General features: G+C 69.4%; 1 pseudogene (cut by a window edge). It reads left to right on the top strand.

What is annotated here, in order from left to right:
- Nucleotides 1-16,029 (top strand): annotated as a pseudogene (locus tag QH196_RS06025) (non-ribosomal peptide synthase/polyketide synthase) (its annotated part extends 14,274 nt beyond the left edge of the window); the annotation flags it as partial.

Here is a 16,029-nt window from a genome sequence, read left to right as displayed (position 1 = left end):
TCGATGGCACCGCTGCTGCGCGATGTGGTGACCGCCTATATGGCGCGCACCGCGGGTGAGAACCCCGGCTGGGCACCGCTGGAAGTCCAGTACGCCGATTTCGCGCTCTGGCAGCGGCAGGTACTGGGCGCCGAGGACGATCCCGAATCGGTGATCGCCCAGCAGGTTGCGTACTGGTCGCGGGAGCTGGCCGGGCTACCGGATCAGCTGGACCTACCGGCCGACCGGCCGCGGCCCGCGGTCGCCTCGGGCCGGGGCGCCGCCCATACCTTCGAGATCGACGCCGAAACCCACGCCGGGCTCACCGAACTGGCGCGGACCGAGGGCGCGACCCTGTTCATGGCCGTGCACGCGGCGTTCGCGGTACTGCTGTCGCGGCTGTCCGGGGAAACCGATATCGCGATCGGCACCCCGATCGCGGGCCGCGGTGAACGCGCGCTCGACGATCTGATCGGTATGTTCGTCAACACCCTGGTGCTGCGGACACCGGTCGATACCGGGACCGGGTTCACCGAACTCCTGGGTGCGGTGCGCGGGAGCGATATCGCTGCGTTCGGGCACGCCGATCTGCCGTTCGAGCGTCTGGTGGAAATCCTCAACCCGGTGCGGTCGCAGGCGCGGCATCCGCTGTTCCAGGTGATGCTGTCGCTGCAGAACACCCCGCCGCTGCATACGGAACTGCCCGGCCTCGGCGTCAGTGCGGTCGATATGCCGCTGGAGACCGCGAAATTCGATCTGCAGCTGGATCTGAGCGAACGGCCCGGCGCCGCGGGGATCGACGCGACCTTCACCTACGCGACCGACCTGTTCGATCGCGAAACGGTCGCCCAGTTCGCCCAGCGGTTCGTCCGGTTGCTGAAAGCCGTGGTCAAGACCCCGGAGCGCCCGCTGGGTGATCTCCCGCTACTGGACGCGCTGGAGGCGTCGACGGTACTGCGCGGCGGGTACGGCCGGGAGGCCGCCGTCGATCCGGCCGCGACGCTGGCCGGTCTGTTCGCCGACCAGGTCGCGCATACGCCGGAAGCGCCCGCGGTGGCGTTCGAGGGGACAGGTCTGTCCTATGCCGAGTTCGCTGCGCGGGTGAACCGCCTCGCCCGGCACCTGATCGCGCTGGGTGTCGGACCGGATGTGCCGGTGGCGCTGGGGATGCGGCGTTCGCTGGATCTGGTCGTGGCGATGTACGCGGTCGTCACCGCCGGCGGTACGTATGTGCCGCTGGATCCGGAGCAGCCGGCCGAACGGACGGATTACATCCTGGCCACCGCCGAACCGCTCTGCGTATTGACCAGTGCGGCCGACGGGTTCACCACGGCGGACCGGCCGGTCGTGGTGGTCGACGAGATCGACCTCTCCGGCTACGCCGATGCCGCCGTCACCGACGCCGAGCGGATCGCGCCGTTGCGGTCGTCGAATACCGCGTACGTGATCTTCACGTCGGGTTCGACGGGCCGGCCGAAGGGTGTGGCGGTCTCGCATGCGGCGATCGTGAACCGTCTGGTGTGGATGCAGTCCGAGTACGGTTTGCAGCCTTCGGATGTGGTGTTGCAGAAGACGCCGTCGACGTTCGATGTATCGGTGTGGGAGTTCTTCTGGCCGTTGCAGATCGGTGCCCGGTTGGTGGTGGCGAAGCCGGATGGTCATCGGGACCCGGCCTACTTGGCCGAGGTGATCGACGCCGAGCAGGTCACGGTGGCGCACTTCGTGCCGTCGATGCTGACGGTGTTCGTCGCTGCGCTGCCCGGTGAGACCGGTGCGCGGACGTGTGGGTCGCTGCGGCTGGTGTTCTCGTCCGGTGAAGCGCTGCCCGCGAAGCCCGCGCAGCGGTTGCGGGAGCTGACCGGTACCGCGGTGCACAACCTGTACGGTCCGACCGAAGCCGCGGTCGACGTGACCTATCACGAAGTCTCCGACGCGGATACGACGACAGTGCCGATCGGTGCCCCGGTGTTCAACACCCGGGTGTATGTGCTGGACGGCCGGTTGCGGCCGGTTCCGGTGGGTGTCGCGGGTGAGCTCTATCTGTCGGGCGTCCAGCTGGCGCGCGGTTATGTGGCGCGGCCGGACCTGTCCGCGGACCGGTTCGTCGCCGACCCGTTCGAGGTCGCCGAGCGGATGTACCGCACCGGCGACGTGGTGCGCTGGAACTCCACGGGCGAACTGGAATACCTGGGTCGTTCCGATTTCCAGGTGAAGCTGCGTGGTCTGCGGATCGAACTGGGCGAGATCGAGTCCGCCCTGACCGAGGCCGAAGAGGTGGCCCAGGCCGTGGTGGTGCTGCGCGGCGATGCCCGGACCGGGGATCAGCTCGTCGGCTATGTGGTGCCCGCCGCCGGTGCCGTGGTCGACACCGATGCACTGCGCAGCGCGCTGTCCGGCCGTCTGCCGTCCTATATGGTTCCCGCCGCGTTCGTCGTGCTCGACGCCTTCCCGCTGAACGCCAGCGGCAAACTCGACCGCCGCGCCCTGCCCGAACCGGTCTTCGCGGCGCGGGCGTTCCGGGCCCCGTCCACCCCGATCGAGGAGATCGTGGCGAATACGTTCGCCGAGGTCCTCGGCGTGGAACGGGTCGGCGCGGACGACGATTTCTTCGATCTGGGCGGTAACTCCCTGATCGGTATGCAGGTCGCGGCCCGGATCGGCGCCGCGCTCGGCACCCAGGTGCCGGTGCGGGCACTGTTCGAGGCGCCGGCCGTGGCCGCGCTCGCCGTCCGGGTGGAACAGTCCGGCGCCCGGACCCGGCCGCCGCTGGTGGCCGCGCCGCGCCCGGAACAGGTACCGCTGTCCTATGCCCAGCAGCGGATGTGGTTCCTGAACCAGTACGACACCTCCTCGGCGGCCTACAACCTGCCGATGGCGATCCGCCTCACCGGCGACCTCGACGTGGCGGCCTTGCGCGCGGCCATGGGCGATGTGGTGGCCCGGCACGAATCACTGCGCACTCGCTATCCGGAATTGGGTGGCCGGCCGGTGCAGTTGATCCTGCCCGCGGACCAGATGACGGCGGATCTGGATCCGGTGCGGGTCCCGGCGGACGAAGTGACCGCGAAGGTCGTCGAGTTCGCATCGGCCGGTTTCGATGTGGCCGCGGCCGTACCCGTGCGGGCCCGGCTATTCGAGGTCGCGGCCGGGGAATTCGTGCTGGTCGTGGTGCTGCACCATATCGCCGGTGACGGTTTCTCACTGGCGCCGCTGGCACGCGATGTGGTGACCGCGTACGCGGCGCGGGCGCAGGGCGAACTCCCGAACTGGGATCCGCTGCCCGTGCAGTACGCCGACTACACCCTGTGGCAGCGCGAGGTACTGGGCGCCGAGGACGATCCCGAGACCGCGATGGCGCAGCAGATCGCGTTCTGGCAGCAGACCCTCGCGGATCTGCCCGATGAACTCGTCCTGCCCACCGACCGGCCGCGGCCCGCGGTGGCCTCCATGCGCGGCGCGACGGTACGCGGCGAACTGGGCACCGAGCTGGTGCGGAACCTGAACGCGGTGGCCCGCGCCCGCGGTGCGTCGATGTTCATGGTGCTGCACGCCGGTCTGGCGGCATTGCTGGCGCGGCTGTCCGGTAGTGACGACATTGCGATCGGTACGCCGATCGCGGGCCGTGGTGAGCAGGCGCTCGACGATCTGGTCGGTATGTTCGTCAACACCTTGGTGCTGCGGACCGAGGTCGGTTCGGGCGATTCCTTCGCCGATCTGGTGGACCGGGCCCGCCGGGCGGATCTGGACGCGTTCGGCCACGCGGATGTGCCGTTCGAACGCCTGGTGGATCTGCTGGCGCCGGAGCGGTCGCAGGCGCGCAACCCGCTGTTCCAGGTGGCGCTGTCGTTCCAGAACCAGGAGCAGGCGGTCCTGGATCTGGCCGGGCTGACCGTCGCCGGCGTGGAACTCGCCGACGATGTCGCGCGCTTCGACCTCCAGTTCACCTTGGCCGAAAACGGTTCCGGCGGTATGGAACTGGTGTTGAACTACGCCACCGAACTGTTCGACGAAACCACCGCGCACACCATGATCACGCGGTTCCGGCAGGTACTGGCGGCGGTCGCCGCCGATCCGGATGCGGTACTGGGTGATCTCCAGCTCCTCGACGCGGGCGAACGCCGCGAACTGCTGTCCCGCACGGGTGGCCCGGCGGTACCGGCGCAGACATTGCCGGAGCTGCTGGCCGCTGCCGTGGCTGTCGATCCGGCCGCACCGGCGGTGGTGTTCGACGGTGTTCGCCACTCCTATGGCGAGTTCGACGAGCGGTCGAACCGTTTGGCACGGGTGCTGATCGGCCGCGGTTCGGGTGCCGAGGATGTGGTGGCCGTGGCGGTGCCGCGGTCGGCGGATTCGGTGCTCGCCGAATGGGCCGTGACCAAATCCGGTGCGGCATTCCTGCCGATCGACCCGACCTATCCGGAAGACCGGATCACCCATATGCTCACCGATTCCGGTGCATCCGTGGGTATCACGGTGTCGTCGGTGCGGGCCGATCTGCCGGATTCGGTGGACTGGCTGGTTCTGGACGAACTGGATCTGGACCGGCATTCGGCCGGGCCGGTGAACGATGCCGACAGGCTGCGGCCGCTGACTCCGGCGAACACCGCGTATGTCATCTACACCTCCGGCTCCACGGGCCTGCCCAAGGGCGTTGTCGTCAGCCATGAGGGCTTGGCGAACTTCAGTGCCGAGCAGGTGGAGCGGTACCGGCTGACCTCGGCGTCGCGGGCGCTGGCGTTCGCGTCGCCGTCGTTCGACGCCTCGATCCTCGAGCTGCTGCTCGCGGTCGGTTCGGCGGGTGCGCTGGTTGTGGTGCCGACCGGTACCTATGGCGGTGCCGAGCTGGGCGAGCTGATCTCCCGTGAGGGTGTGACGGTCGGCCTGATCACGCCGTCGGTGCTGGCTTCGCTGGATCCCGCGGACCTCGCGGGTATGGAAGTGATCATCTCCGGTGGTGAAGCCATTTCCGCCGATCTCGTCGCGAAATGGTCCACCGCACCGGCGGGTGGGGCCGAGCGGCGGCTCCACAATGCCTACGGCCCGACCGAGGCCACGATCGCCACGAATATCAGTGGTGTGCTGCATGCCCGTGATCGGGTGACGATCGGTGGCCCGGTACGCGGTATGCGGGCGCTGGTCCTCGACGACCGGTTGAACCCGGTCCCCGAGGGTGTGGCCGGTGAACTGTATGTCGGCGGTATCCAGCTGGCGCGTGGCTATCACGCGCGGCCGGGTTTGACCGCCGAGCGTTTCGTCGCCGACCCGCACGGCGAGCCCGGTTCCCGCCTGTACCGCACCGGTGACCTGGTGCGCTGGCGGCGCGACGCCGCGGGTGACCCCGCGGTGGAGTATGTGGGCCGTAACGATTTCCAGGTGAAGGTCCGCGGTTTCCGTATCGAACTCGGCGAGATCGACGCCGCGCTCACCGCGCACGACACCGTGGACTTCGCGGTCACCACCGGCCACGAGAACACCGCGGGTGCGGTGTCGCTCGTGTCGTATGTGGTCCCGGCGCCGGGTGCCACTGTCGATATCGCCGACGTGACCGGGTTCGTCGCCGAGAGCCTGCCCGACTACATGGTGCCGGCGTCGATCATGGTCATCGACCGGATCCCGCTGACCCCGGCCGGGAAACTGGACCGTAAGGCACTGCCCGAACCGGTGTTCCAGGCGCGTACCGCCTTCCGCGGCCCGCGCACACCGGTCGAGCAGATCATCGCCGAGGTCTTCGCCGAGGTGCTCGGTGTGGACCGGGTGGGTGTCGACGATTCGTTCTTCGCCCTCGGCGGCGACAGCATCGTGTCCATCCAGCTGGTGTCGCGCGCCAAAGCCCGTGGCGTGGTGTTCACACCGCGGCATGTCTTCGAACAGCGGACGGTGGCCGGGCTGGCCTCGGTCGCCGAATCCGCGGACGCCGACAGTGTGCTGCAGACGCTGGTCGAAATGCCGGGCGGCGGTATCGGGTCCATGCCGTTGACGCCGATCGTGCGGTTCATGGCCGAACGACCCGGTTCCTTCGGCCGGTTCCACCAGCTCATCACCTTGGACCTGCCGGTCGGCATCGACCGGGAAACCATCGCCACCGTGGTGGGCCCGGTCATCGACCGGCACGACATGCTGCGGTCGCGGCTGTACACCGCCGGCGGCGACTGGACCGTGGAAACCGCCGCTCCGGGCAGTGTCGACGTGGACGCGCTAATCGACCACACCGTGTTCGACGGCGCCGCCACCGGTGCCGAACTGTCCGAGATCGCCGCGGCGGCCGTCGATGCCGCACTGGACCGGCTCGATCCCGAGAACGGGGTCGTGGTCCGGTTCGTCTGGCTGGAACCCGATACGGCCGACCGGCACGGTCATCTGGTGGTCATCGCGCACCACCTGGCGATCGACGGTGTGTCGTGGCGTGTGCTGGTACCGGATTTCGTGCTGTCCGCCGTCGCCCGCAGCGCGGGCCAGACCCCGGAACTGCCCGCACCGGTCACCTCCATGCGGACCTGGGCGCATGCCCTCGAACGCAATGCGCACAGCGCGGAACGGCTCGCGGAACTCGAGTACTGGCGGACCGTCGCCGGTACCGCCGATCCGTTGCTCACCGAGCGTCCGATGGATCCGGCGGTCGATACCGCCGGCGTCGTGGACGTGCACGCGGTGCGGGTATCGCCGGAGGTCACCCAGGCGCTGCTCACCACCGTGCCGGCGCTGTTCCACGGTGGCGTGAACGACGGCCTGCTCACCGCTCTCGTCCTGGCGACCGCCGCGTGGCGGGCCCGCCGGGTGCCGGGAGCGCCGCTGGACGATCCGCTGCTGATCCGGCTCGAGGGTCACGGCCGCGAGGAAGAGATCGTGCCCGGTGCCGATCTGTCACGCACGGTCGGCTGGTTCACCGCGTTGTTCCCGGTCCGGTTCGAGCCGGCCGGAATCGATATCGAGGCCGCGCTCAGTGGCGGGACGGAAATGGGCGCCGCGCTCAAACTCGTCAAGGAACAGCTGCTGGCGGTTCCGGACAAGGGTGTCGGCTACGGCCTGCTGCGCTACATGAATTCCGAGACCGCCGCGGACTTCCCGCGGACCATGCCGGGCCAGGTGAACTTCAACTATCTGGGTCGCGTCGGGGCCGGTGAGATTCCCGAGGAGATGCACGGCTTCGGCTGGCTCCCGACTGCCGATCTGGCCGTGGACGTCGGCTACGACCCGGATATGCCGGCCATGGCGCTGCTGGATATCAACGCCATCGTGGTCGGCGATGCCCTGACCGCGCGGATCGGCTACCCGACCACCCAGCTGTCGGCCGAGGAAGCCGCCGAATTCGGCGCGCTGTGGGTGCAGGCACTGGAAGCGGTGGCCCGCCATGCCGATTCCGCGACTGCGGGTGGCTACACGCCGTCGGACTTCCCGCTCGTCGAACTGACCCAGCGCGATATCGAGGGCATCGAGCAGCGGTACCCGCTGCCCGTCGCCGATATGTGGCCGCTGACCTCGCTGCAGGCCGGCATGCTGTTCCACGCGCAGATCGCCGCCACCTCGGTGGATGTGTACACCGCGCAGGCGGTACTCACGCTGACCGGCCGGGTGGATGCCGACCGGCTGCGGGCGGCCGCGCAGGCCCTGGTGGACCGCTACGAGAACCTGCGCACGGTCTTCGTGACCGACCGCGCGGGCAACTCGGTGCAGGTCGTCCTGGACGAGGTGCCGGTCGACTGGACCGAGCACGACCGCAGCGCCACCGGTGCCGCGGACGATCTCGTCGACGCCGACCGGTTGCGGCGCTTCGACCTCACCGAACCGCGGCTGATCAGGTTCACCCTGATCAAGACCGGACCGGATACCTGGCAGTTCGTGGTGTCGAACCACCACATCGTGCTAGACGGCTGGTCCATGCCGCTGCTCATGCGGGATCTGCTGGCGCTGTACGCGGTACACGCCGACCGCACCGCATTGCCGGCGGCCCGCTCCTACCGCCACTTCCTGGACTGGGTCGGGCGGCAGGACCACGAGGCCTCGCTGGCGACCTGGCGCGAGGCCCTGGCGGGGGTGAACGAACCGACGCTGCTCACCCGGCCCGATTCCGCGGGTGGCGCGTCCACCCACGAAATCGAGACGCTGTCCGGCGAATACGCCTTCGAACTGGACACCGCCGCCACTGCCCGGATCGTCGCGCTGGCCGCCGAACTGGGTGTCACCGCGAACACCGTGCTGCAGGTGGCGTGGGCGATCCTGCTGGGCCGGATCACCAGTCGCGACGATGTGGTGTTCGGCGCCACCGTCTCCGGGCGCCCGCCGCAGCTGTCCGGTGTGGAGACCATGGTCGGCTTGTTCATCAACACCATCCCGGTGCGGGTGCGTTTCGATCAGTCCGAACCCGCGCGGGCACTGCTCGCCCGGACCCAGGGCGAGCAGGCCGATCTGCTGGACCACCACTATGTGGGCCTGGCCGATATCCAGGCCGCGGCCGGGCAGGCGAACCTGTTCGACACCCTGCTGGTGTTCGAGTCGTATCCGGTGGATGCCGAAGGTATCCAGGAGCAGGCCACCAATATCGACGGGATGGCGGTGACCGGGCTGACCGCGGTCGACGCCACCCACTACCCGCTGAGCCTGATCGCCACGCTGGGCAGCACGCTGCGGATTCGCGCCGGTTACCTGCGGGAACTGTTCGACGAGCCCGGCGTGCGCCGGATCGCCGACCAGTTGGTGCGGGTACTCACCGCCCTCACCGACGCGCCGGACCGGCCGCTCGGCGAGATCGATCTGCTCGACGACGCGGAACGGGAACTGGTGCTGCGCGGGTGGAACGACACCGCCCACCCGGTGGATTCCGCCGCGACCCTGGTGTCGATGTTCGATGCGCAGCTCGCCCGGACCCCGGACGCGCCCGCGCTGACCTTCGGTGAGCAGACGTTGTCCTACGCCGAGTTCGCCGCCCGGGTGAACCTGCTGGCACGCTGGTTGATCGACCGCGGGGTGGGCCCGGAATCCTTCGTGGCCCTGGGGATGCGGCGTTCGATCGATCTGGTGGTCGGCATGTACGCCGTCACCGTCGCCGGCGGTGCCTATGTACCGCTGGACCCGGACCATCCGGCCGAACGCACGGAATACATCCTGGCCACCGCGGACCCGGTGTGTGTGCTGACCTCCGCGGACGATCTGCCGATCGATACCGCGCAGGTGCGGATCGACAAGCTGGATCTGTCCGGATACAGCGATACTCCGATCACCGATGCGGACCGGGTCGCGCCGCTGCGCGCGAGCAATACCGCGTACGTGATCTTCACGTCGGGTTCGACGGGCCGGCCGAAGGGTGTGGCGGTCTCGCATGCGGCGATCGTGAACCGTCTGGTGTGGATGCAGTCCGAGTACGGTCTGCAGCCTTCGGATGTGGTGTTGCAGAAGACGCCGTCGACATTCGACGTGTCGGTGTGGGAGTTCTTCTGGGCCTTGCAGATCGGTGCGCGGCTGGTGGTCGCCAAGCCGGACGGTCATCGCGACCCCGCCTACCTGGCCGAGGTGATCGACGCCGAGCAGGTCACGGTCGCCCACTTCGTACCGTCCTTGCTGACCGTGTTCGTGGCTGCGCTGCCCGGTGAAGCGGGCGCGCGGACGTGTGCGTCGCTGCGGCTCGTGTTCTCCTCCGGCGAGGCGCTTCCGGCGAAGCCCGCGCAGCGGTTGCGGGAGCTGACCGGTACCGCGGTGCACAACCTGTACGGCCCGACCGAGGCCGCGGTCGACGTCACCTTCCACGAGGTGACCGACGCCGATACCGCCGTCGTGCCGATCGGTGCCCCGGTGTTCAACACCCAGGTGTACGTGCTGGACGGCCGGTTGCGGCCGGTGCCGGTCGGTGTAGCCGGTGAGCTGTACCTGGCCGGTACCCAGCTGGCGCACGGTTATGTGGCCCGCCCGGACCTGAGCGCGGACCGTTTCGTGGCGAATCCGTTCGCTGCCGGTGAGCGGATGTACCGCACCGGCGACGTGGTGCGCTGGAACTCGACCGGCGAACTGGAATACCTGGGCCGCTCCGATTTCCAGGTGAAGCTGCGTGGTCTGCGGATCGAACTCGGCGAGATCGAAACCGCCCTGACCGATATCGACGAGGTCGCCCAGGCCGTGGTGGTGCTGCGCGGCGATACCCGCACCGGGGATCAGCTCGTCGGCTACCTGGTGCCCGCGGCAGGTGCCCCGCTGGATATCGAGGATGTGCGCGAGGATCTGTCCGCGCGCCTGCCGTCGTACATGGTGCCCGCCGCCTTCGTGGTGCTCGACGAGCTGCCGCTGAACGCCAGCGGCAAACTCGACCGGCGGGCCCTGCCGGCGCCGGTGTTCGAGGCCCGCGTCTTCCGGGCGCCCTCGACCCCCATCGAGGAGATCGTGGCGAATACGTTCGCCGAGGTCCTCGGCGTGGACCGGGTCGGTGCGGACGACGACTTCTTCGAGCTGGGCGGTAACTCGCTGAGCGCGACCCGGGTGGCCGCCCGGCTGTCGGCCGCGCTGGACACCGATCTCGCCGTGCGGGAACTGTTCGAGGCCTCCACGGTGGCCGCCCTGGCGGCGCGCGCCGAAACGCATTCGGGTGCGGGCGGCCGGGTCCCGCTGGTACCGCAGCCGCGGCCCACACAGACCCTGCCGTCGGGTGAGGTCGTGGAGCGGGTGCCGCTATCGCTGGCACAGCAGCGGATGTGGTTCCTGAACCGGTTCGATCCCGAATCGGCCGCCGACAACCTGCCGATCGCGGTGCGGTTGTCGGGTCTGCTGGACCGGCAGGCCCTGCAGATCGCCATCGCCGATGTGCTGGCGCGCCACGAATCGCTGCGCACGTACTACCCCGAGGTGGATGGGACCCCGTACCAGCAGGTGGTGCCCACCTCGGCGGTGATCCCGGACCTGACCACGGTGGACGTTTCGGAAACCGACCTGTTCGCGCGGATCGCCGAATTCGTCGGCACCGGGTTCGATGTCACCGCCGCGGTCCCGTTCCGGGTCCGGCTGTTCGAGGTGGACCCGACCGAGCACGTGCTGGTGGTCGTCGTCCACCACATCTCCTCCGACGGTTTCTCTATGGGACCGCTGGCCCGCGATGTGGTCACCGCCTACAGCGCGCGGATCGAAGGCGGCGAGCCGGGCTGGCGCCCGCTCGAGGTGCAGTACGCCGATTACGCGCTGTGGCAGCGGCAGGTACTGGGGTCGGAGGACGATCCGGAGTCGGTGATCGCCGCGCAGATCGGGTACTGGGCAGGCGAGCTGGCCGGGATCCCGGAGCAGCTGGATCTGCCGGCCGACCGGTCGCGGCCCGCCGTGGCCTCCGGCCGGGGCGCGAGTCTGGACTTCGAGATCGACGATGCGGTGCACGCCGAACTGGTCGAGCTCGCGCGCAGCCGCGGGGTGACCTTCTTCATGGTCGTGCACGCCGCGTTCGCGGTACTGCTGTCGCGGTTGTCGGGCGAATCCGACATCGTCGTCGGCACTCCGGTCGCCGGGCGTGGTGAACGTGCGCTCGACGAGGTCATCGGCATGTTCGTCAACACCCTCGCCTTGCGGACGACGATCGATTCGGGCGCCGGCTTTGCCGAACTGCTCGAGCAGGTCCGCGGTAACGACGTGGCCGCGTTCGGGCATGCGGATCTGCCGTTCGAGCGGCTGGTCGAGGTGCTGAACCCGGTGCGCTCGCAGGCGCGGCATCCGCTGTTCCAGGTGATGCTCTCGCTGCAGAACAACAATCCGCAGGTCAGTGGCGAACTGCCGGGGCTGGCGATCAGCGGTATCGATTCGCCCATCGAGACAGCCAAGTTCGATCTGCATCTGGAACTCGCCGAACGGATCGGCCCCGCCGAGACCGGCGCGAACACCGCCCGCGGTGTCACCGCCAAGTTCATCTACGCGACGGATCTGTTCGACCAGGCCACGGTGGCCGGGTTCGCCGACCGGTTCACCCGGTTGCTGACCGCGGTGGTCGCCGATCCGGCGGCACCGGTCGGGGATCTCGAGATCCTGGCCCCGGCGGAGCGGACCCGGGTGCTGTCCGACTGGAACGCCACCGAACACCCGGTGCCCGCGGCGCTGCTGCTCGACGGATTCCACCGGGCGGTCGCCGAGTACCCGGACCGGGTCGCGGTGACCTCCGACGGCGCCGAGGTCACGTACGCGGAGCTGGACGCGCGGGTCAACCGGTTGGCCCGGCATCTGATCGCGCAGGGCGTGGGCCCGGAATCCCTGGTCGGGCTGCTGGTTTCGCGGTCGCTGGACCTGGTGGTGGGCATGTACGCGGTCGCCGCTGCCGGTGGCGCCTATGTGCCCCTGGACCCGGCGCATCCGGCCGAACGGATCCGGCACATCCTGGATACCGCGGCACCGGTATGCGTCCTGTCGACCACGGCCGATGCCGAGACGCTCGACGCGGACGTGCCGGTGTTCACCCTCGACACCGTCGATATCAGCGGATACGCCGATACTCCGGTCACCGATGCCGACCGGGTCGCGCCGCTGCGTACGAGCAACACCGCGTACGTGATCTTCACGTCCGGTTCGACCGGCCGGCCGAAGGGTGTGGCGGTATCGCACGGATCGGCCGCCAACCAGATCGCCTGGATCGTGGGCGAATACGGTATCGACCGCGATGATGTGGTGCTGTTCAAGACCCCCGCGACCTTCGACGTCTCGGTATGGGAACTGTTCGCACCGTTGACCGCCGGCGGCCGGATGGTCGTTGCCGAACCCGACGGGCACCGCGATCCGCAGTACCTGGCGTCGGTGATCGCCGAACAGGGTGTGACGGCGACGTCGTTCGTCCCGTCGATGCTGTCGGTGTTCGCGGAGAGCGCCGCCGCCGTGCCGGGTGCGCTTGCCTCGCTGCGGATGCTGTTCGTGGCCGGTGAAGCGTTCACCGGTGATGTGGTCGCGGCCGTGCGCCGGGTCAGTGATGTGGCGCTGTACAACCTCTACGGTCCGACCGAGTTCACCGTGCACGCCACGCACGCCGCGGTCGCCGACGAGGTTTCGGGTGCGGTGCCGATCGGTGGTCCGGTGTGGAACGCGCAGGTGTATGTGCTGGATTCGCGGTTGCGGCCGGTTCCGGTGGGTGTGACCGGTGAGCTGTACCTGGCCGGCGCGCAGCTGGCCCGCGGTTATGTGGGCCGCCCGGATCTGACTGCGGACCGGTTCGTCGCCGACCCGTTCGGCGCCGGTGAACGGATGTACCGCACCGGTGACGTGGTGCGCTGGACCGACGCCGGTGAACTGGTCTACATGGGGCGCTCCGACTTCCAGGTGAAGGTGCGCGGCCAGCGCATCGAACTCGGCGAAATCGAGGCGGCGCTGACCGATCATGCCGCGGTGGCGCGGTCGGTGGTCGTGGCGAAGTCCGACCCGAATACCGGCGACCGGCTGGTCGGGTACGTCGTGCCCGCCAAGGACGCCGTGGTCGATACCGACGAGCTGCGCGCCCAGCTGACCGAGCGGCTCCCGGCCTATATGGTTCCGGCCGCGTTCGTGGTGCTCGACGAGTTCCCGCTGAACGCGTCCGGGAAGCTGGACCGCAAGGCGCTACCGGAACCGGTGTTCGAGGCCCGGGAATTCCGGTCGGCCTCGACCCCGATCGAGGAGATCGTGGCCGGAATCTTCGCCGACGTGCTCGGGATCGACCGGGTCGGCGCGGACGACGATTTCTTCGCCCTCGGCGGTAACTCGCTGATGGCCACCCAGGTCGCGGCCCGGCTGGGGGCGGCGCTGGACACCACGGTGCCGGTGCGCGCGCTGTTCGAGGCCGCCACCGTGTCCGCACTGGCGGTGCGCGTCGAACAGCATGCCGGAACCGGCGGCCGGAAGGCCCTCGAAGCCGGACCGCGCCCCGAGTGGCTGCCGTTGTCGCTGGCCCAGCACCGGATGTGGCTGATCAACCAGTTCGATCCGAGTTCGGCCGCGTACAACATCCCGCTGGCCATCCGGCTCACCGGCGCACTCGATGTCGCGGCGATGCAGGCCGCGGTGACCGATGTGCTGGAACGGCACGAATCGCTGCGCACCCGGTACCCGGCCGGCCCCGACGGGCTGCCGTACCAGGAGATCCTGCCGGCCGCGCAGGTACTGCCCGGCGGGCTGAGCGTCGAATCGGCCGACGATCCGGTGGCCCGGATCGGTGCGCTGATGTCGACCGGCTTCGATGCCACGCAGGAGGTCCCGGTGCGGGCGCTGCTGCTCGAAACCGGGCCCGGCGAGCATGTGCTGGCCTTCGTCGCGCACCACATCACGGCCGACGGCGCGTCCATGGCGCCGCTGGCCCGGGATCTGGTGACGGCCTACCTGGCCCGCGTCGACGGGGACGCACCCGGCTGGTCGCCGCTGCCGGTGCAGTACGCGGACTTCGCGCTCTGGCAGCGCAGCGTGATGGGTGAGGAATCCGACGGCGGCTCCGTCGCCGCCGAGCAGCTGGCCTACTGGCAGAAACAACTCGACGGGGTCACCCCTGATGTCGAGCTGCCGCTGGACCGGCCGCGGCCGCTGGTGCCGTCGCTGCGCGGCGGGATCACCAGCTTCGGTGTGGACGCCGAAGTGCACCGGCTGCTGGACGAGTCCGCGCGGGCGCGGGGCGTGACGCTGTTCATGGTGTTGCACGCCGCGGTCGCGGTTCTGGTGTCGCGGTTGACCGGCGCCGGTGACGTCGTCATCGGCACCCCGGTCGCCGGCCGCGGTGAGCGGGCCCTCGACGACCTCGTCGGCATGTTCGTCAATACGCTGGCGCTGCGCACCAGGATCGATCCGGCCATGACGTTCGCCGAACTGCTCGACCATGCGCGCGAAACCGATCTGTCGGCGTTCGCCAACGCCGATATCCCGTTCGAACGAGTGGTGGAGGCGGTGCTGCCCGACCGGGCGACCGCGCAGAATCCGCTCTTCGATGTGGCGCTGTCGTTCCAGAACAACGAACGCGCCGTCGTCGATCTGCCCGGCCTGACCGTTCAGGCCCTGGACGAGGGCGCGCTGGCCGCGAAGTTCGATCTGCAGATCGGCGTCGATCCGCAGCGCGACGCCGACGGCGGCTACGGCGAACTCTGGTCGGTGTTCAACTACGCGGCCGACCTGTTCGACGAATCGACCGTGCAATCCTTCGGCCGCCGGTTCGAACGCATCCTCGCCGCGGTGGCCGCCGACCCGCAGATCCGCGTCGGCGAGATCGATATCCTCGACGCCGCCGAACGGGAGCGGATGGCGGCACCCGCGCCGCAGGCGGCCCACACCGCCTCGTCGGGTACCGCGCTGCCGCAGACGCTGCGGGCGTCGGTCGAGGAGGATCCGGACGGTCCCGCCCTGGTGTGGGGTGAGGAAGAGATCACCTACCAGGAACTGGACGCGCGGTCGTCGCGGCTCGCCCGGGTCCTGATCGCACGCGGTCACGGACCGGGAACCGGTGTGGTGGTCCGGCTCGATCGCGGGGTCGAGGCCGCGGTCGCCACCTGGGCGGTGCTGAAGGCCGGGGCCGCGCTGGTGGCCGCCGACGCGGTGGACACCGCCACGGCCGCGGGTCTCGCGGTCGGGGCCGGGATCGTGGCCGACTCCGCGCCGGACCTGCCGGCGGTGGACTGGCTGATCCCGGACGATCCGGAGCTGGTGGCCGAGATCGGTGCGCAGTCGTCGCGTCCGGTCACCTACGCCGACCGGGTCCAGCCGTTGCGTGGCAGCGATATGGCGTATGTGGCGGCGGGCGGCGTCCGGGTCTCCTACGACGATCTGGCCGCCGTGGTGGCCCGCGTGCACGCCGATACCGAGCTGACCTACGAATCGCGCACCTTCCGGCACGGCAAGGCCGACAGCCTGGCCACCGTGGTCGAGATCGTGGCAGCCGGTGCGGCCGGTGCCTCGGTGGTGCTGATCGCGGAGGTGAGTACCGAGGCACTCGCCGACGAATGGGTCACGCACCTGTGGACCGACCGCGCGGGCCTCGGCGCACTCGATCCGGAGGTCCTGGAAGACCTGTCCGCACTCGTCCTGGACGAAGGCGGACGGCCGGACGGGGAGTGGTCGGAGATCGAGTACGTACTGGACCTGTCGGCGCTACCGGACTGA

The organism is Nocardia carnea, assembly GCF_029868325.1.
Classification (GTDB): domain Bacteria; phylum Actinomycetota; class Actinomycetes; order Mycobacteriales; family Mycobacteriaceae; genus Nocardia; species Nocardia carnea_C.
The sequence above is the reverse complement of the archived record's forward strand: the minus strand, read 5'-3'. Positions and strand labels throughout refer to the sequence as shown.